Consider the following 16,893-nt stretch of genomic DNA (forward strand, 5'->3'; position numbering starts at 1 on the left):
AGGAATTGAGGAATTGAGGAATTGAGGAATTGAGGAATTGAGGAATTGAGGAATTGAGGAATTGAGGAATTGAGGAATTGAGGAATTGAGGAAAATGGCCCCATCTGGCGCTGGGTGCTACTTCTTTAATTCTTCAATTCTTCAATTCTACAATTCCTCAATTCTCCCGTTCCCCCATTCGGCCATCATCCAACCCGCGCGCGTGCCTCCAGATAGCGGCTGATCGCGGCGTTGAGTTCGCCGCCGAGGATGAAGATCGCCGAGACCATGTAGAGGAAAACCACAGCGATCATGATCGAGGCAAGGCCGGCATAGGTCGTCACATAGGACGAGAAGTGGTCGAGATAGGTGGCGAAGATGGTCGATCCGACTAGCCATGCCGCCAGCGTGAAGATGATGCCCGGCACCAGCGAGACGAAGCGGCGCTTGCCCGCCGGCAGCCAGAAATGCACGGCAAACAAGCCGCCGACGATGACCACCGAGGCGATGACATAACGCCACAGCGTGATCGTGCCCATATAAGGCTTGATCCAGTCGATATGGGCTTCGGCGAGCCGCGCCAGCAATGGCGCGAACACCAAAAGCACGCTGATCGCCAGGAAACCGGCCGTCGCGATGAGAACGAAGATAATGCTTTGCACCCGGCGGTAGATGATGCCGCGCGTTTCCGACACGCGATAGGCGCGGTTGAGCGACGTGCGTAGCGCCTCGATGCCGTTCGAGGCAAAGTAGGCGGCAAGCAGCACGCCGTAGGTCAAGAGGTCGGTGCGCCTGACGGTCAGCACATTGAGCACTTCGCGCGCGATCGGCTTGGCGATCTGTTCGGGCCAGGTGTCGAACACCAGATGCACGGCCGTATCGGAGAACGCCTGCGCGCCGAGAAAGCTCGCCAGCGTCGTGGCGAAGATCAGGAACGGGAACAGCGCCATCAGCGATGTTATCGCCAGATGGCTGGCCATCGCCCAGCCATCATCGGTGTTGAAATGGCCAAGCGCGTCGTAGAGAACTCGCTTGAGGGCTACGATCTTCCGCAACAAGAACAGCGCCCTCCAATTGTCTCCACGCCGGGAATATGGGAAGGGATTGCGGCAAATGGCAACCCTTGGCGAAACCACGAGCAGTCCGGCGCAAGAATTGCGCTCGATCATCGTCACCGGAGCATCTTCGGGGATAGGCGCGTACTGCGCCCGCGCGTTGAAGGCGGAAGGCTGGCGGGTGTTCGCGACAGCGCGCAAGCCGCAGGACATCGCCGCACTCGAAGCCGACGGTATCGAGGCCTTCTATCTCGATTATTGCGAACCGGATTCCATCGCCGCGCTGGTGACGGCTGTGCTCGATCGCACGGGCGGCAGGCTCGACGCCCTGTTCAACAATGGCGCCTATGCGCAGCCCGGTGCCGTCGAGGATCTGCCCGTCGCAGCGCTCAAGGAGCAGTTCGAGGTGAATTTCTTCGGCTGGCATGACCTGACCCGCCGGCTGGTGCCGGTGATGCGCCGCCAGGGGCGCGGCCGCATCGTCCACTGCTCGTCGATCCTCGGCTTGATGCCAGTGCGTTTCCGCGGCGCCTATTCGGCGTCGAAACACGCCTTGGAGGCCCTGATGCTCTGCCAGCGCCAGGAACTGGCCGGGAGCGGCGTCCATGTTTCGCTGATCGAGCCGGGGCCGGTGAAGTCAAAGATCGCCAGCAATGCGCTTCCCTGGTTTCTCAGGAATATCGACCACGAGACGTCCGTCCACCGCCTCGACTATGCGGCGCAGCTGGAGCGGCTGCGGGCCGGCGGCAGCCAATCGGCCTTGAAGCCTGGGCCGGAAGTGGTTCACGCGGCGCTACGCCATGCACTTCTGTCGCGGCGCCCGCGCCCGCACTATGTGGTAACAGTGCCGGCCAGAATCGGTGCGGCGCTCAAACGCATCCTGCCCGCTTCGATGCTCTATCGCCTGCTCGCCAAGCGAGCCTGAAGCCAAACAACTGGAAACGCAATAATGGCATCCGTCTTCAACATCCTCGCCATTCTGGTCATGGTCGCCGTGGTGATCGTTCTCGTTCGCGGTCTCATCAACATGATGCGAGGTGGTTCGGGCGTCACCTCGAACAAGCTGATGCAGACGCGCGTTCTGTTGCAGGCCGTGGCGCTGGCGCTGATCCTGCTTGCGGTGTATTTCACCCGCAAGTGAGGATATCGGTAGCCGGGAGGCGACGTGGTCAAGCTCAACAAGATCTACACCCGCACCGGCGATGATGGCACCACGGGTCTCGGCACCGGCGAACGGCGGCTGAAATCCGATCTGCGGGTGGACGCCTACGGCACGGTCGACGAGGCCAATGCCTGCATTGGCATCGCCCGGGTCCACACGGCATCGGCCCACCCCGAGCTCGACGCCATGCTTTCCCGCATCCAGAACGATCTATTCGACCTCGGCGCCGATCTCGCCGTGCCAGACGATGGCAAGCCGCTCGGCTATGAACCGCTTCGCATCATCGCCGTGCAGACCGACCGGGTCGAGAAGGACATCGACCTGCTCAACAAGGAGCTTCAGCCGCTCAAATCCTTCGTGCTCAATGGCGGCACACCGGCAGCGGCGGCACTTCACCTTGCCCGCACCGTGGCGCGGCGGGCCGAACGGCTGATGGTGGCCCTGGCCCAGGACCCGGACGAACACGTCAACCGCGACGGGCTGAAATACATCAATCGCGTCTCGGATTTCCTGTTTGTCGCCGCCCGGGCGGTCAATGACAACGGAAACGCCGACGTGCTATGGGTTCCCGGCAAGAACCGCTGATCGTCGAAAGCGGAAGAGGATCTGGGAAATGTTCATCCCGCTTTACGACACCAACAGGCTGCGGCACATCCGCCTGCAATATGTGACGATCGGGCTGATCGTGGCCAACGCGCTGGTCTATTTCGCCACCGCGCTAGGCGGCGAGAGTTTCACCAATGCCGCAGTGCTTGGTCTCGGCTTCATCCCGTCGGTCGTCCATGACACTGCCGAGCTTGACCCTCGTTTCATCGTCATCCCCGAAAGCCTGAGCTACCTCACCTATTCCTTCCTGCACGCAGACATCTTCCACCTCGGCGGCAACATGCTGTTCCTGTGGGTGTTCGGTGACAATGTCGAGGACGCGCTCGGCCACATCCGCTACCTCATTTTCTACCTGTTGTGCGCCATTGCGGGAGCCGCGTTCCAGGGTTTGATCGCCTGGGATTCCCAGGTGCCGCTGATCGGCGCGTCCGGCGCCATTGCCGGCGTGGTCGTCGCCTATCTGATCCTTTATCCCAGGGTGAAGGTCTGGGTGCTGGCCTTTGCCCGCATCCCGCTGCGCATCCCCGCCTTCATTCCGCTCATCCTGTGGGTGCTGTTCCAGGTGGTGATGTTTGCCGCCGGCGGCGAGGATCAGATATCATGGGCCTGCCATATCGGCGGCATAATCGCCGGCGCTGTGCTGGTGCTGGTTCTGCGCAGCCCCGGCGTGCCGCTGTTTGCCGGCGCTGACGACGATGCAGCGATCGCCGCTCCCAACCAGCCGCAGGCCACCGCTGAACCATTGGCGCCTGAGCAACCTGCCGCGACGCAATGGGGGCGAGGAAACGCTTCCAGTTCGGACTGAACCGATTTGAGCCGCTCGCGGCGTATTGACGTGCAGGGTTGCCACAATTACGGAAACGTCTCCGCCGCAGCCAAAGGCGGTCAAAGACCAGAATTTCCATCCGGCCAGAATTTCCATCCGGCCAGAATTTCCACCCGGAATGTCGGCTTTCGACAACTCAGAACGGGCGCAGGCTGCTATAGCGCGCCCAACTAGCGTGAAGAGGTGACAGGCAAATGAAGATCCTTGTGCCCGTGAAGCGGGTTGTGGATGCGAACGTCAAGGTTCGCGTGAAGGCTGATGGTTCGGCGGTGGAACTCGCCAACGTCAAGATGGCGATGAACCCATTCGACGAGATCGCAGTGGAAGAAGCAATCCGGCTGAAGGAAGCCGGCAAGGCGGAAGAGATCATCGTCGTCTCGATCGGCCCGCAGCAGGCGCAGGAAACCCTGCGCACCGCGCTCGCCATGGGCGCCGACCGCGCTATCCTGGTCAAGACCGACGAACAGACCGAGCCGCTCGGCGTCGCCAAGGTGCTGAAGGGCGTCGTCGACGCCGAACAGCCCGGCCTCGTCATCCTCGGCAAGCAAGCAATCGACGACGACTCGAACCAGACCGGCCAGATGCTGGCGGCGCTGCTGGGCTGGGCGCAGGGCACCTTCGCCTCCAAGGTCGTGATCGAGGGCGACAAGGCCAAGGTGACGCGCGAGGTCGACGGCGGCCTGCAGACGGTGGAGCTGAAGATGCCGGCGATCGTCACCGCCGACCTTCGCCTCAACCAGCCGCGCTATGCCTCGCTGCCCAACATCATGAAGGCCAAGAAGAAGCAGTTGGACGAAAAGAGCCCGGCCGACTACGGCGCCGACGTCAAACCGCGGCTGAAGGTCATCAAGACCGAGGAGCCGAGCGGCCGCAAGGCAGGCGTCAAGGTCAAGAGCGTCGCCGAACTGGTCGACAAGCTGAAGAACGAAGCAGGCGTTTTGTGAGCGATCGGGAAAGGAACAGACAAATGGCAATTCTCCTCATCGCAGAACACGACAACGCCACTCTTTCCGACCAGACCGCCAAGGCGCTTTCGGCGGCGCTGCAGATCGGCTCGGACGTGCACGTGCTGGTTGCCGGCAAGGGCGCCAAGCCGGCAGCGGACGCCGCCGCCAAGCTCAAGGGCGTGAGCAAGGTGCTGCTCGCCGAAGCCGACGAGCTTGCCGAGCGTCTCGCCGAACCGACGGCGGCACTGGTTGTGTCGCTGGCAGGCGCCTACGACACCATCATCGCCCCGGCGACCTCGTCGGGCAAGAATGTCGCGCCGCGCGTGGCTGCCCTGCTCGACGTCGCGCAGGTATCCGAGATCATCGAAGTCGTATCGCCCGACACCTTCAAGCGGCCGATCTATGCCGGCAACGCCATCCAGACGGTGCAGTCGACCGACGCCAAGAAGGTGATCACGGTCCGCACCGCCTCCTTCCAGGCTGCCCCCGAAGGCGGCTCGGCCTCCGTCGAGACCGTCAAGGCGGCAGCCAACCCCGGCCTGTCCTCCTTCGTCGAGAACAAGCTCTCGGAGACCGACCGTCCGGAACTGACCTCGGCCAAGATCATCATCTCTGGTGGTCGCGCGCTGGGCTCCTCGGAAAAATTCCAGGAGGTCATCCTGCCGGTCGCCGACAAGCTCGGTGCAGCTGTCGGCGCCTCGCGCGCCGCCGTCGATGCCGGCTATGCGCCGAACGACTGGCAAGTCGGCCAGACCGGCAAGGTCGTCGCCCCTGATCTCTACATCGCGGTGGGCATCTCCGGCGCCATCCAGCACCTCGCCGGCATGAAGGATTCGAAGGTCATCGTCGCCATCAACAAGGACGAGGAGGCGCCGATCTTCCAGGTTGCCGACTACGGCCTCGTGGGCGATCTCTTCGTCATCCTGCCGGAGCTGCAAAAGGTGCTTTGACGCTTTCTGCCAAAGCGTATTAAATGGTGAGGGGTGGGGTAGACGAAGTCGCCCCGCCCTTTTAGTTTGCACCGCACAAAAAGCAGGCCGCAAAAGGCCTTTTGACGGGATCGGTGTAATGAGCAAGATCGAAACGATCGGCATCATCGGCGCGGGCCAGATGGGCGGCGGCATCGCCCATGTCTCCGCGCTTTCGGGCTACAAGGTGCTGATCTATGATATTTCGCCCGACCGCATCGAGAAGGGCATCGCCACCATCAGCGGCAACATGGCCCGCCAGGTGGGGTCCGGAAAGCTCGACGAGAACGTGCGCAACGAGGCGATGGCGCGCATCGCTTCCGCCCCGGCGATGGCCGATCTTGCCGGTGCCGATCTGGTGATCGAAGCCGCGACCGAGGACGAGACGGTCAAGCGCAAGATCTACGCCCAGCTCTGTCCGCAGCTCAATCCCGAAGCCATCCTGGCGACCAACACCTCGTCGATCTCGATCACGCGGCTTGCCGCGCAGACCGACCGGCCGGAGCGGTTCATCGGTATACATTTCATGAACCCGGTGCCGCTGATGAAGCTGGTCGAATTGGTGCGCGGCATTGCCACCGAGGACCAGACCTTCGAGGCGGCAAAGACCTATGTGAAGCAGCTCGACAAGACGATCACGGTTTCGGAGGATTTTCCGGCCTTCATCGTCAACCGCATCCTGCTGCCGATGATCAACGAGGCGATCTACACGCTCTATGAGGGTGTCGGTTCGGTCGATGCCATCGACACCGCCATGCGGCTCGGCGCCAACCATCCGATGGGGCCGCTGCAGCTTGCCGATTTCATCGGGCTCGATACCTGCCTGTCGATCATGCAGGTGCTGCATGACGGCCTGTCGGACTCGAAATACCGCCCTTGCCCGCTGCTGGTGAAATATGTCGAGGCCGGCTGGCTCGGCCGCAAGACCGGGCGCGGCTTCTACGACTATCGCGGCGAGCATCCCGTCCCTACGCGCTGATCGGATCCGCGTCAGCAGCAGGCTTTCGGGACCGGCTCTGATCAGGACGCCGCGGCCAGCGGCTCGGGCCGCTGTGTCCTGTCGGCCATGCTCTCGCTGTCCGGCGCCACGCAAACGCAGCCACGGCCTGCCGCCTTGGCCGCGTAGCAAGCGGCATCGGCCCTGGCGATGATCTCGTCGACTTCGCCGCAATTGGCGCCGATCGCAGCCAGCCCGATGCTGGCGCCGATCACGTGAGGACGGTCGTCCCAGGTGAAGTCCAGGCCGCCGATCGCATCGATGATGGAGCGCGCCGCGATCTTGGCGCCGGCCGCCGAACCCGATTTCAGAATGACCGCGAATTCGTCGCCGCCCAGACGAGCGACGATGTCATCTGGACCAAGCACGCCGCGAACCGCCCCGGCAACCCGCTTCAGCAGCGCGTCTCCCGCGGCGTGGCCGCCCGTATCGTTGACCAGTTTGAAGTGGTCGAGATCGATGAACATGAACTGATGTCCGCTACCTTTGCCCGAAGTGCCGTCCTTGCGCGCCTGACCGACGAGGTCCTCCATGGCGCGGATGAAGCTCGAGCGGTTGGCAAGGCCGGTCAGCGCGTCATGCGCGGCGGCGTGGGCGAGCTGGCGCTGCAGCGCGCGCGCATCGGTGAAGTCCTGGAAGACGATGACCAGTCCGCAAAATTCGTTGCGCTCGTTGATGATCGGCGACACGACCTGACGGATGCTGCAGCGGGTGTCGTCGCGCCGGATGAGAACGGCGCGGCTGTTCTGGTCTGCAGGCGCCTGGCCGATCGCCGGTCGGGTCATGCCTATCCTGTGTCCCGTCTCTTCGTCGACCGCCCAGTAGACATGGCCCAGCATCTTGCCGAGAGCTTCGTCACCGGCAACACCGGTCAGCTTTTCGGCGACCGGATTCATGAAGGTGACGCGGTTTGCGGCATCGGTGCAGATGACGGCATCGCCGATCGACTGCAGCGTCACCCTGAGCCGCTCCTTTTCATCGGCCAGCATTGCCGCCGATACGATGAGGCGTGCTTCGGCCTCCTTGCGCCGGGTGATATCGATCAGGCTGCCGATGGCCCTGACCAGCCGCCCGTCCTTGTCACGCTCGATGGCCTTGCCGCGGTCGAGGAACCACATCCAGTGGCCATCCTTGTGGCGCATCCTGAACTCGGCTTCGAAGAACGGCGTCTTGCCCTCGAGATGGGCGCGATCCGCTTCGGCGACAGTCTCGCGATCATCGGGATGGATCATCGTCAGCCAGCGGTCGGTGTCGCCGTCGAGCTCGCCATCCGCATAGCCCAGCATCTTGACCCAGGTCGAGGAATAGGTCGTGCCGCCCTTGCGCATGTCGAGGTCCCAGACACCTTGGCCGGCGCCGGCCAGGGCGAAATTCCAACGGGTTTCCGCTTCGGCAATGCGCACCTCGGCCTGCTTGCGCGCGTCGATGTTCTCGATCTGCGAGACGAGATAGAGCGGGCGGGCGCTGCTCTCGTCGCGAATGACCGAACCGGCAAGATGCGCCCAGACGGGTGTGCCGTCCTTGCGGAGATACCGCTTCTCGAAGTGGAAGGAGTTGACCGTGCCGGCTCTCATGCCGTCCATCGTTTCGCGCCCGATATGCAGATCTTCGGGATGCGTGATCTGGAAGAAGGTGAGCGCCTCGATCTCCTCGTTTGTGTAGCCAAGCATGGCGGCGAAGGCCGGATTGGTCTGAAGAATACGCCCGTCGAGACCGACAACGACGATGCCGATTGCCGAATCCTCCATGGCGCGTCGAAAGCGCTGTTCGCTCTCCGAGATCTGCCGGCGATCCTCGCTGATCCGGCGGATGAACAGGGCGGCAAGGACAAGGGCGCCCACCGCTACCCCCACCGAGATCTGCAGGCAGAATTTCAGCGCCTCGATGTCGACGTCAAGGCGCGACAGCAGGATCGAGGCCGCCACGACGCTCAGGCCGGCTAGGAGCAACGCCAACCCTGTGTGTCTAAAAGATTTTCGGCCGGTCAAACCTTGCCACATCACGATACGTGCCACCCCCGTGCGCAAACGCATGTTGTCGCATCAACCTTGACGGATCGATTTTAAGGAAAGGTTGCGTCCGGCATACCGGCACTATTGCGAACCGACAAACAATTGCCGGCATGATTAAGGATCGGTGTGCAGGGGTAGCGGTCGTGGCGGAACGCTACCAGCGCACGAAAAACCGCCCGCCAAGTGCGCCAAGCAGCGCGAGCACCGTGATCGCCAGCGAGTACCAGGTCGCGACGAAAAGCGGCGAGTCGTCGAAGCAGTGCGCGGCATAGAACGTCGCCGCCAGCCCGCCGGCGAGCAGGCCCGCCACCGCGCCGGCAAGTACCGGCCGTGTCGGCGCGCCGTAGCGCAGCATCCACAGGAAGATGGCAAGCGGACCGATCCCGATCAAAGGGATGAATGTCATGCAGACCATCATGTTGGAGCCGATCATCCTTGTGCCCCACAGCGCCTCCGGCACCATGAAAAGCTCCAGAACCACCGCCACGGCTACCAGCACCGGCGCCGCAGCCATCCAGGCCATTGCCCGGCCCATCGAGGCACCCGGCGCCGACAAGGCACGGATCAGGGCAAAGGCGCTGCTGGCAAGCACGATGGTGAAAACAAATTTGGAGAGAAAGCGCATCGTATGCGCGGCCGCCATGAAGTCCGGGCGCGGGCCGATGGTCAGCAGGAAGACGACAGCCGCGATCACCGCTGCCGCAGCGGCGGCCATCCACCAGGCCGAGTGTAATGGCATCGCCTTGCTGCTTGCATCGGCGTCCAGCGCCTTGATGAGATCGTCCGTCCTCATATCATTCCCGCCCAAACCGCCCCTGCCCGAACCGCTTGGCTATCGCCGCAAGTCCCCGATGCAGCGACACACGTACCGCCGTCTCGCTGATGCCGAACTTTGCCGCCGTCTCGCCGATGGTGCGGCCTTCCACCGACACGGCCGAGACCACCGAGCGCTGTGCCGGCGACAGGCCGTCCAATGCCCGGTTGATGTCGCGCTCGCTGACGGTTTCCGTTTCCGGCTCGGCGAAGGTCTCGGCGATATCGTCGACGTCGATTTCGATGCGCCGTCCGCGCCGCCGGAACGCGTCGATCAGCTTGAAGCGGGCAATTGCATAGATCCATGGCAACACCGGCGCATCCTGTCGCCAGGTATGCCGTTTCACATGAATGGCCAACAAGGTTTCCTGCACGACATCCTCGGGATCGACCCCGCCCTGCACGATCTTGCGCCGGACAAAACCGCGCACCAGCGCGGCAATCCGATGCAGAAAGTCGGCATAGGCCTTTTCGTCTCCCGCGATCGCGGCCCGCATCAGCCGGGAAAGCTCGGCCTCATCCTTGCCGCTCACAAGAGTTACTCCCCCGATTTTCGCGTCTCGGCGCTGATTTGTTACGTGGCCGGCGAAATAATGTCCAAGCCAAACTAGCTGCAAATCACGAAAGTTTGCGCCCCGGCGCCTGATTAAAATCGGCAAAGCAATGTTGACTATCCTGGTCAGGTATCGATAGGTGCAGCCCTGACAGACCGAAGACCCCAGAGATCGAGGACAATGCCATGAAATACGCTCTTTCCACCCTCGTCGGCGCTACCGCGCTGGCAATCAGCCTGATCGGCGGCCCGGCGATGGCGGAAGATGATGGCATCATTGTCTACAATGCCCAGCACGAGAATCTTACCAAGGCGTGGGCCGAAGGCTTCACCAAGGAAACCGGCATCAAGGTCACCGTCCGCAACGGTGGCGACAGCGATTTCTCCAACCAGATCGTCGCCGAGGGTGCTGCTTCGCCGGCCGACGTGTTCCTGACGGAAAACTCACCTGCCATGGTGCTGGTCGAGACGGCCGGCCTGTTCGCGCCGGTCGAAGCCGACACACTGGCCCAAGTTCCCCAGGACTATCAGCCGGCCAGCGGCAAATGGGTCGGCGTCGCGGCGCGCAGCACGGTCTTTGCCTATAACAAGACCAAGCTCACCGCCGACCAGTTGCCCAAGTCGATGCTTGACCTCGCCGATCCAAGCTGGAAGGGCCGTTGGGCCGCTTCCCCATCGGGCGCCGATTTCCAGGCCATCGTCAGCGCGCTGCTGCAGCTCAAGGGCGAGGCCGCCACGGCGGACTGGCTGAAGGCGATGAAAACCAATTTCACCGCCTACAAGGGCAACAGCACGGTGATGAAGGCGGTCAATGCCGGCGAAATCGAAGGCGGCGTGATCTACCACTATTACTACTTCGGCGATCAGGCCAAGACCGGTGAAAACAGCGCAAATATCGAGCTGCACTATTTCAAGAACCAGGATCCGGGCGCGTTCGTTTCGATCTCCGGTGGCGGTGTGCTGGCTTCGAGCAAGCATCCGAAGGAAGCCCAGGCCTTCCTGAAATGGGTGACCGGCAAGGGCGGCCAGGACGTGCTGAAGACCGGCGATTCCTTCGAATACGCGGTCGGCAAGGGTGCGGAGTCCAACCCGAAGCTGGTGCCGCTCGCCGATCTGCAGGCGCCGAAGGTCGACGCTACGACGCTGAATTCCAAGAAGGTCACCGACCTGATGACGGCAGCCGGCTTGCTTTAGTTGTCATTCCTCCTAAAAGGACAGCCGACCACGCTCCCGCGGGAATTCGCCTTCCGCGGGAGTGATTTTGTTTTTCGAGATGGCATTCGTCGATGACGACACGCTGTGTTCCCAACCGCTATCGCGGTCCTTCAATTGCTGCCGCTGTACGGCAACGGCACGGCGTCTGACCTGATGCAGTCTGCGGTCGATCTGGCGCGCTCGGGCCTGCCTTCGGGCACAGGCCGAAGGGCTCGGCGACGCGCACCGCTTTGGCTGGTCATCGCCGCCATCTTCGTTGCGCTGCTGGCGTTGCTGCCACTTGCCTTCATCATCTGGATCGCGGTGCAGACCGGCTGGGAAACCGTCTCGGCGCTGGTTTTCCGCCCGCGTGTCGGCGAGCTTCTGGTCAACACTGTCCTGCTGGTCGCACTCTCCGTGCCGATCACCATCGCACTGTCGGTTGCGCTGGCCTGGCTGACCGAGCGCAGCGACCTGCCGGGCGCCCGGCTCTGGGCCTGGCTGTGCGTGGCGCCGCTCGCCATACCGGCTTTCGTGCACAGCTATGCCTGGATCACCATGGTACCCGGACTGCACGGCCTGTGGGCCGGCGTGCTGGTTTCCGTGATCGCCTATTTCCCGCTCCTGTATCTGCCGGTGTCGGCGGCGTTGCGCCGTCTCGATCCCGCCCTTGAGGATGCCGCCGCCGCACTCGGCCTTGGGCCCCGGCGCGTGTTCTGGCGTGTTGTGCTGCCGCAATTGCGGCTTGCCATCTGCGGCGGCTCGCTGCTGGTCGGCCTGCACCTGCTGGCCGAATACGGCCTCTATGTCTTCATCCGCTTCGACACCTTCACCACGGCTATCGTCGACCAGTTCCAGTCGACCTTCAACGGACCGGCCGCCAACATGCTGGCTGGCGTGCTGGTGAGCTGCTGCTTCGTGCTGCTCGGGCTCGAAGTGCTGGTACGCGGCGAGGAACGCTATGCCCGTGTCGGCTCAGGTGCGGCGCGCTATCAGCAGCACGCAAGCCTTGGACGCGCCACCATTCCTTGCCTCGCCTTGCTTGTCGTTACTACGCTGCTGGCGCTCGGCGTGCCCTTCGTCACCATCGGCGGCTGGCTTGTCGCCGGCGGCGCCTCTGTCTGGCGCCTCAACGAGATCGGCCTGGCGCTTGGCCAGACGCTGTTCCTGGCGCTGGCCGGCGCCTTGCTCGCCACTGTCGCCGCCATGCCGATGGCCTGGATCTCGATCCGCGCGCCGGGGCCATTGCAGCGTCTGCTGGAGGGCTGCAACTACATTGTCGGCTCGTTGCCGGGTGTCGTCATTGCGCTGGCGCTGGTCACCATCACCGTGCGCATCGCGCTTCCGCTCTACCAGACCCTGTTCACCATCCTGGTGGCCTATGCGCTGATGTTCCTGCCGCGCGCGCTGGTCAGCCTGCGGGCGTCGATTGCGCAGGCACCGGTCGAACTCGAACGCGCCGCTTCCAGCCTCGGCCGGCCGCCGCTGCAGGCGCTGTGGTCGACGACGATCCGCCTGTCTGCACCAGGTGCCGCGGCCGGCATGGCGCTGGTGGCGCTTGGCATCATGAACGAACTGACCGCCACCCAGATGCTGGCGCCGAACGGCACCCGCACGCTGGCAATGGCGTTCTGGTCCTACAGTGGCGAGATTGATTATGCCTCGGCAGCACCTTACGCCTTCATCATGGTGGCTATGTCGCTTCCCTTGACCTGGCTGCTCTATGTCCAGTCGAAACGGATGGCCGGACGATGAGCTTTCTCGAAATCAGCGGCCTGCACAAGCATTACGGTCCGGTGGCCGCTCTTGCCGGCGTCGACCTGAGCGTCGCCAGCGGTAGCCGCACGGCGATTGTCGGTCCGTCCGGCTGCGGCAAGACGACCTTGCTGCGGCTGATCGCCGGCTTCGAGGCCCCGGACCAGGGCCGCATCACGCTCGATGGCGAGGTGCTGGCCAATGGCGGCGCGGCGGTACCAGCGCATCGCCGCGGCATCGGCGTTGTGGCGCAGGACGGCGCCCTGTTCCCGCATCTGACCATTGCCGACAATATCGGCTTCGGCATGGCCCGCGGCGAGGACAAGCGCGCTGAGCGCATCGTCGAACTCGCCTATATCGTCGGGCTCGACAAGGCGGTCCTCAAACGCCGCCCGCACGAACTCTCCGGCGGCCAGCAGCAGCGCGTGGCGCTTGCCCGCGCCATGGCGATGAAGCCCCGGCTGATGCTGCTCGACGAGCCGTTCTCGGCGCTCGATACCGGCCTGCGCGCCTCGATGCGCAAGGCGGTGGCCGAGCTTCTGGAAACCGCCGGCATCACCACCATCCTGGTGACGCACGACCAGGCTGAAGCGCTGTCCTTTGCCAGTCAGGTCGCGGTGATGCGCGACGGCAAGTTCTCGCAGATCGGTACGCCGCGCGACCTCTATTTCAAGCCGAAGGACAGGATGATCGCCGAGTTCCTCGGCGACGCCATCATCCTGCCGGCAAAGATATCAGGCGGCTTCGCCAGCTCGCCGCTCGGCCGCATCGCCATCGACACCAATGACAGCCGCGACGTTGCCCGCATCATGCTTCGGCCGGAGCAGATCGCGCTGAAAAGAACGTCGCGCGAGGGCATGTCGGGCACCTCGGACATGCTGTTCGGCGAAGTGACGGAATCGGAATTCGCCGGCTCGATGTGCACGATCGCGGTGCGGCTTTTGAACAGTGCCGATCCGCCTGATGCCGCCGCGATCGGCAACACGCCGCTGGTCCTGCGCAAACCGGGCATGGACGCGCCGGCGGTCGGCGAGATCGTCCGCCTGACCGTATCGGGAAAGGCACATGTCTTCGCCTGAACGCCGGCGCGTGGAATGTAGGACTATCTTTCCGATTAGCCGAGGCGCTTCCCCGCCTGATCGAACCAGTGCAGCTTTTCTGCCTTGGCAACCACGCGCAATTGGTTGCCAACCGTGGCGGTGGCACGACCAGCGACCCGCACGACGATCCTGCTGCCACCTGCGGCACAGTGAAGAAAACTTTCGGCGCCTACCGGTTCGACTGCCTCGACCAGCGCCGGCAGGACGAGCGCACCGGACGGCGCCTCCGCATTGAAGGTAACGTCGGCATCCTCGGGCCGAAAACCGACCGTCGCAGCTCTTGCCTCCTGAGGTGCGAAAACGATCGCCGTGCCGTCAGCGAGCACCGGGCCCGAGGAGCCTCCGGTCAGCGCCAGAAGATTCATCGGCGGCGCGCCAATGAAGGAAGCGACGAAGGTCGAGGCCGGCCTTTCGTAGACGTCGAGCGGCGCCCCCACCTGCTCGACCAGTCCGGCATTCATGACGACGAGGATGTCGGCCAGCGTCATCGCCTCGAGCTGGTCATGTGTGACATAGACCGACGTGACGCCAAGCGAGCGCTGCAGGTTCTTGATCTCGACGCGCATCTGGCCGCGCAATTTGGCATCGAGATTGGAGAGCGGCTCGTCGAACAGGAAAACCCTTGGGTTGCGCACGATGGCGCGGCCCATGGCGACACGCTGGCGCTGGCCGCCGGAAAGCTCGCGCGGGCGGCGATCGAGCAGCGCTGAAAGTTCCAGTATTTTCGCCGTCGCGCGGACCCGGCTGTCGATCTCGTCTTTCGGCGTGCCGCGGTTACGCAGCCCATAGGCCATATTGTCGTAGACCTTCATATGCGGATAGAGCGCATAGTTCTGGAACACCATGGCGATGTCACGCTCGGTCGGGCCGATTGAGTTGACGATCTTGCCGTCGATCGCAACCGTTCCCGAGGAGATGGTTTCGAGCCCGGCGATCATCCTCAGCAGCGTGGACTTGCCGCAGCCGGATGGGCCGACCAGCACGCAAAGCTCCTTGTCGGGAACGGCGATGGAAACGCCTTTCACGGCCTCGAAGCCGCTGGGGTAGACCTTCTTCACATCCTTCAGATCGACGGTCGCCATCAGCTTCTCACTTTTCGGAATCGACCAGCCCGCGAACGAACCAGCGTTGCATCAGCACCACGACCAGGATCGGCGGCACGATGGCCAGCATCGCTGTAACCATGACCAGGTGCCACTGCGTATCGGCATCGGCGAAGGAGACCATCTTCCTCAGCGCGATGACGATCGTATTCATGTTGCTGCTGTTGGTGACGAGCAGCGGCCACAGATATTGCGTCCAGCCATAAATGAAGAGGATGACGAACAGCGCCGCGATGTTTGTCCGCGACAAGGGCAACAGGATATCGAAGAAGAAGCGCCATGGCCCCGCACCGTCGACACGCGCCGCCTCCACCAGCTCACCCGGGATGGTCATGAAAAACTGACGAAATAGCAATGTGGCGGTAGCCGAGGCGATCAGCGGGATGATCAGGCCGGCATAGGTGTCGATCATGCCGAGATCGACCATCACCTTGTAGGTGGGCAGGATGCGCACCTCAACGGGAAGCATCAGGGTGATGAAGATCAGCCAGAAGAAGACCATCCGCAGCGGAAAACGGAAGAACACGATCGCATAGGCCGACAGGATAGAGATGAAAATCTTCCCCACCGCGATGCCGAGCGCCATGATCGTGGTGTTGAGCAGCAATCGACTGACACTGACGCCGCCGATGCGGCCGACGCCGCCGAACAGCGCTTCGGTGTAATTGTTCCAGAACTGATCGCCGGGCAGGAGCGGCAATGGCGGCTTAAGGATCGTTTGCAGCGTCTGCGTCGAGGCAACGAATGTGTAGTAGATCGGGAAGGCGACGATCAATATGCCGAGGATGAGCACGGCATGGGCGAGGAAAATGCGAGACGAGGACTGACCGATCATCGCTTGCCTCAGCCGTAATGGACTTTGCGTTCCACGTAGCGGAACTGGATGGCGGTGAGCGAGATGACGATGATCATCAGGATGACCGACTGCGCCGCCGAGTCACCGAGGATCAGATTGACGAAGCCGTCATTGTAGACCTTGTAGACCAGCGTCTCAGTGGTCTTGCCCGGACCGCCGCCGGTAACGGCATGGACGATGCCGAACGTGTCGAACAGGGCATAGACGGTGTTGACGACCAGCAGGAAGAAGGTCGTCGGCGCGAGCAGCGGGAAGACTATGGTCCAGAATCGCTTGGTCTCGCCGGCGCCGTCCATGGCCGCCGCTTCGATCAAGGTTTTCGGCACCGCCTGCAGGCCGGCGACGAAGAACAGGAAATTGTAACTGATCTGCTTCCAGGCAGCGGCGGACACCAGCAGGATCATGGCGTGGGTGCCGTTGAGCAGTGGATCCCAGGCGATGCCAAAACTCCTCAGCATGTAGGCCAGCGACCCGATCGACGGGTTGAAGAGGAACAGCCACAGCATACCGGCAATCGCCGGCGCCACCGCGTAGGGCCAGATCAAGAGCGTGCGGTAAAGACCTTTGCCGCGCACCACCTTCTCTGCCATGACCGCAAGCAGGAGCGCCACGCACATGGCGACGATAGCGGTCGCAAGGGAAAACACCACCGTGACCTTTATCGAGTTTAGGTAGGCCGGATCGGCAAGCACTTTCCTGAAATTGGCGAACCAGACGAACCTAGTCCTTAGTCCGAACGGATCCTGCCTGAGCATGGATTGGTAGAACGCCTGACCGGCCGGCCAGTAGAAAAAAACGAGCGTGATGGCTAGTTGCGGCGCCACCAGCAGGTAGGGGAGGACCTTGTTGGGAAACACGACGCGGGGGGTCACGGAGCCACTCCGAGTTGATGAGGCGGGCGGCACCATGCGGCACCCCTCTTCGCCAAGATGGCTTTGATGAGCGTTTCGGATTCGGCATCATCGAC

Annotated in this window: 17 protein-coding genes; 10 read left to right on the forward strand and 7 right to left on the reverse strand. The window is 62.9% G+C overall.

The features are described from left to right. Nucleotides 1-185: 185 nt before the first annotated feature. Nucleotides 186-1,037 (reverse strand): YihY/virulence factor BrkB family protein, encoded by an 852-nt coding sequence (locus NKI73_RS26220; RefSeq protein ID WP_352633910.1) that lies wholly within the window; start codon nucleotides 1,035-1,037, stop codon nucleotides 186-188. 55 nt (nucleotides 1,038-1,092) lie between these two features. On the opposite strand from NKI73_RS26220, the gene NKI73_RS26225 reads away from it, so the two are divergent. The 7 genes from NKI73_RS26225 (at nucleotide 1,093) to NKI73_RS26255 (ending at nucleotide 6,522) form a co-directional block, all read left to right on the forward strand. Then, nucleotides 1,093-1,959, forward strand: coding sequence for an SDR family oxidoreductase (locus tag NKI73_RS26225; RefSeq protein WP_352633912.1), 867 nt, complete (start codon nucleotides 1,093-1,095; stop codon nucleotides 1,957-1,959). A gap of 24 nt (nucleotides 1,960-1,983) precedes the next feature. Beyond that, complete coding sequence (locus tag NKI73_RS26230; protein ID WP_352633914.1) at nucleotides 1,984-2,175, forward strand: twin transmembrane helix small protein; 192 nt, start codon at nucleotides 1,984-1,986, stop codon at nucleotides 2,173-2,175. 24 nt (nucleotides 2,176-2,199) lie between these two features. After that, nucleotides 2,200-2,781, forward strand: a complete 582-nt coding sequence (locus NKI73_RS26235) for a cob(I)yrinic acid a,c-diamide adenosyltransferase (RefSeq protein ID WP_352633916.1) — start codon at nucleotides 2,200-2,202, stop codon at nucleotides 2,779-2,781. Nucleotides 2,782-2,809: 28 nt separating this feature from the next. Then, nucleotides 2,810-3,607, forward strand: coding sequence for a rhomboid family intramembrane serine protease (locus NKI73_RS26240; protein WP_352633918.1), 798 nt, complete (start codon nucleotides 2,810-2,812; stop codon nucleotides 3,605-3,607). Between the two features lie 215 nt (nucleotides 3,608-3,822). Continuing rightward, complete coding sequence (locus tag NKI73_RS26245) at nucleotides 3,823-4,572, forward strand: electron transfer flavoprotein subunit beta/FixA family protein (RefSeq protein ID WP_352633920.1); 750 nt, start codon at nucleotides 3,823-3,825, stop codon at nucleotides 4,570-4,572. Between the two features lie 23 nt (nucleotides 4,573-4,595). Beyond that, entirely contained in the window at nucleotides 4,596-5,525 is a 930-nt protein-coding gene (locus NKI73_RS26250) for an electron transfer flavoprotein subunit alpha/FixB family protein (protein ID WP_352633922.1), read from the forward strand. Between the two features lie 118 nt (nucleotides 5,526-5,643). Further along, complete coding sequence (locus tag NKI73_RS26255) at nucleotides 5,644-6,522, forward strand: 3-hydroxybutyryl-CoA dehydrogenase (protein WP_352633924.1); 879 nt, start codon at nucleotides 5,644-5,646, stop codon at nucleotides 6,520-6,522. 41 nt (nucleotides 6,523-6,563) lie between these two features. Here NKI73_RS26255 and NKI73_RS26260 read toward each other — a convergent pair whose 3' ends face one another. From NKI73_RS26260 to NKI73_RS26270, 3 genes are all read right to left on the reverse strand, one after another. Beyond that, nucleotides 6,564-8,495, reverse strand: a complete 1,932-nt coding sequence (locus NKI73_RS26260; protein WP_352633926.1) for a PAS domain S-box protein — start codon at nucleotides 8,493-8,495, stop codon at nucleotides 6,564-6,566. A gap of 211 nt (nucleotides 8,496-8,706) precedes the next feature. After that, nucleotides 8,707-9,345 (reverse strand): NrsF family protein, encoded by a 639-nt coding sequence (locus tag NKI73_RS26265; protein WP_352633928.1) that lies wholly within the window; start codon nucleotides 9,343-9,345, stop codon nucleotides 8,707-8,709. A gap of 1 nt (nucleotide 9,346) precedes the next feature. Further along, nucleotides 9,347-9,898, reverse strand: coding sequence for a sigma-70 family RNA polymerase sigma factor (locus NKI73_RS26270; RefSeq protein ID WP_352633930.1), 552 nt, complete (start codon nucleotides 9,896-9,898; stop codon nucleotides 9,347-9,349). A gap of 206 nt (nucleotides 9,899-10,104) precedes the next feature. On the opposite strand from NKI73_RS26270, the gene NKI73_RS26275 reads away from it, so the two are divergent. From NKI73_RS26275 to NKI73_RS26285, 3 genes are all read left to right on the forward strand, one after another. Further along, nucleotides 10,105-11,112, forward strand: a complete 1,008-nt coding sequence (locus tag NKI73_RS26275) for an iron ABC transporter substrate-binding protein (RefSeq protein ID WP_352633932.1) — start codon at nucleotides 10,105-10,107, stop codon at nucleotides 11,110-11,112. A 174-nt stretch (nucleotides 11,113-11,286) separates the two neighbouring features. Next, nucleotides 11,287-12,867, forward strand: a complete 1,581-nt coding sequence (locus NKI73_RS26280; RefSeq protein ID WP_352634019.1) for an ABC transporter permease — start codon at nucleotides 11,287-11,289, stop codon at nucleotides 12,865-12,867. After that, nucleotides 12,864-13,946: an ABC transporter ATP-binding protein gene (locus NKI73_RS26285; RefSeq protein WP_352633934.1), complete on the forward strand. Its 1,083-nt coding sequence runs from the start codon at nucleotides 12,864-12,866 to the stop codon at nucleotides 13,944-13,946. The genes NKI73_RS26280 and NKI73_RS26285 overlap by 4 nt, the downstream gene beginning before the upstream one ends. Before the next feature lie 35 nt (nucleotides 13,947-13,981). Here NKI73_RS26285 and NKI73_RS26290 read toward each other — a convergent pair whose 3' ends face one another. From NKI73_RS26290 to ugpA, 3 genes are read right to left on the reverse strand one after another with little or no spacing between them, the layout of a single operon-like run. After that, nucleotides 13,982-15,049, reverse strand: coding sequence for a sn-glycerol-3-phosphate import ATP-binding protein UgpC (locus tag NKI73_RS26290; RefSeq protein WP_352633936.1), 1,068 nt, complete (start codon nucleotides 15,047-15,049; stop codon nucleotides 13,982-13,984). Between the two features lie 7 nt (nucleotides 15,050-15,056). Continuing rightward, a complete protein-coding gene (ugpE, locus tag NKI73_RS26295; RefSeq protein ID WP_352633938.1) occupies nucleotides 15,057-15,905 on the reverse strand; it encodes a sn-glycerol-3-phosphate ABC transporter permease UgpE in 849 nt (282 codons plus the stop codon). A gap of 8 nt (nucleotides 15,906-15,913) precedes the next feature. Further along, entirely contained in the window at nucleotides 15,914-16,834 is a 921-nt protein-coding gene (ugpA, locus tag NKI73_RS26300) for a sn-glycerol-3-phosphate ABC transporter permease UgpA (protein WP_352633939.1), read from the reverse strand. Nucleotides 16,835-16,893 lie beyond the last annotated feature (59 nt).

This window comes from Mesorhizobium sp. M0496, assembly GCF_040321205.1.
In the GTDB taxonomy this organism is placed as follows: domain Bacteria; phylum Pseudomonadota; class Alphaproteobacteria; order Rhizobiales; family Rhizobiaceae; genus Mesorhizobium.

Excerpts from the sequence above, each read along its gene's own strand:
- NKI73_RS26225 (WP_352633912.1), top strand. The coding sequence starts at position 1,093 with ATGGCAACCCTTGGCGAAACCACGAGCAGTCCGGCGCAAGAATTGCGC.
- NKI73_RS26230 (WP_352633914.1), top strand. The coding sequence starts at position 1,984 with ATGGCATCCGTCTTCAACATCCTCGCCATTCTGGTCATGGTCGCCGTG.
- NKI73_RS26240 (WP_352633918.1), top strand. The coding sequence starts at position 2,810 with ATGTTCATCCCGCTTTACGACACCAACAGGCTGCGGCACATCCGCCTG.
- NKI73_RS26245 (WP_352633920.1), top strand. The coding sequence starts at position 3,823 with ATGAAGATCCTTGTGCCCGTGAAGCGGGTTGTGGATGCGAACGTCAAG.
- NKI73_RS26250 (WP_352633922.1), top strand. The coding sequence starts at position 4,596 with ATGGCAATTCTCCTCATCGCAGAACACGACAACGCCACTCTTTCCGAC.
- NKI73_RS26255 (WP_352633924.1), top strand. The coding sequence starts at position 5,644 with ATGAGCAAGATCGAAACGATCGGCATCATCGGCGCGGGCCAGATGGGC.
- NKI73_RS26265 (WP_352633928.1), bottom strand. The coding sequence starts at position 9,345 with ATGAGGACGGACGATCTCATCAAGGCGCTGGACGCCGATGCAAGCAGC.
- NKI73_RS26275 (WP_352633932.1), top strand. The coding sequence starts at position 10,105 with ATGAAATACGCTCTTTCCACCCTCGTCGGCGCTACCGCGCTGGCAATC.
- NKI73_RS26280 (WP_352634019.1), top strand. The coding sequence starts at position 11,287 with ATGCAGTCTGCGGTCGATCTGGCGCGCTCGGGCCTGCCTTCGGGCACA.
- NKI73_RS26285 (WP_352633934.1), top strand. The coding sequence starts at position 12,864 with ATGAGCTTTCTCGAAATCAGCGGCCTGCACAAGCATTACGGTCCGGTG.
- NKI73_RS26290 (WP_352633936.1), bottom strand. The coding sequence starts at position 15,049 with ATGGCGACCGTCGATCTGAAGGATGTGAAGAAGGTCTACCCCAGCGGC.
- ugpE (WP_352633938.1), bottom strand. The coding sequence starts at position 15,905 with ATGATCGGTCAGTCCTCGTCTCGCATTTTCCTCGCCCATGCCGTGCTC.
- ugpA (WP_352633939.1), bottom strand. The coding sequence starts at position 16,834 with ATGGTGCCGCCCGCCTCATCAACTCGGAGTGGCTCCGTGACCCCCCGC.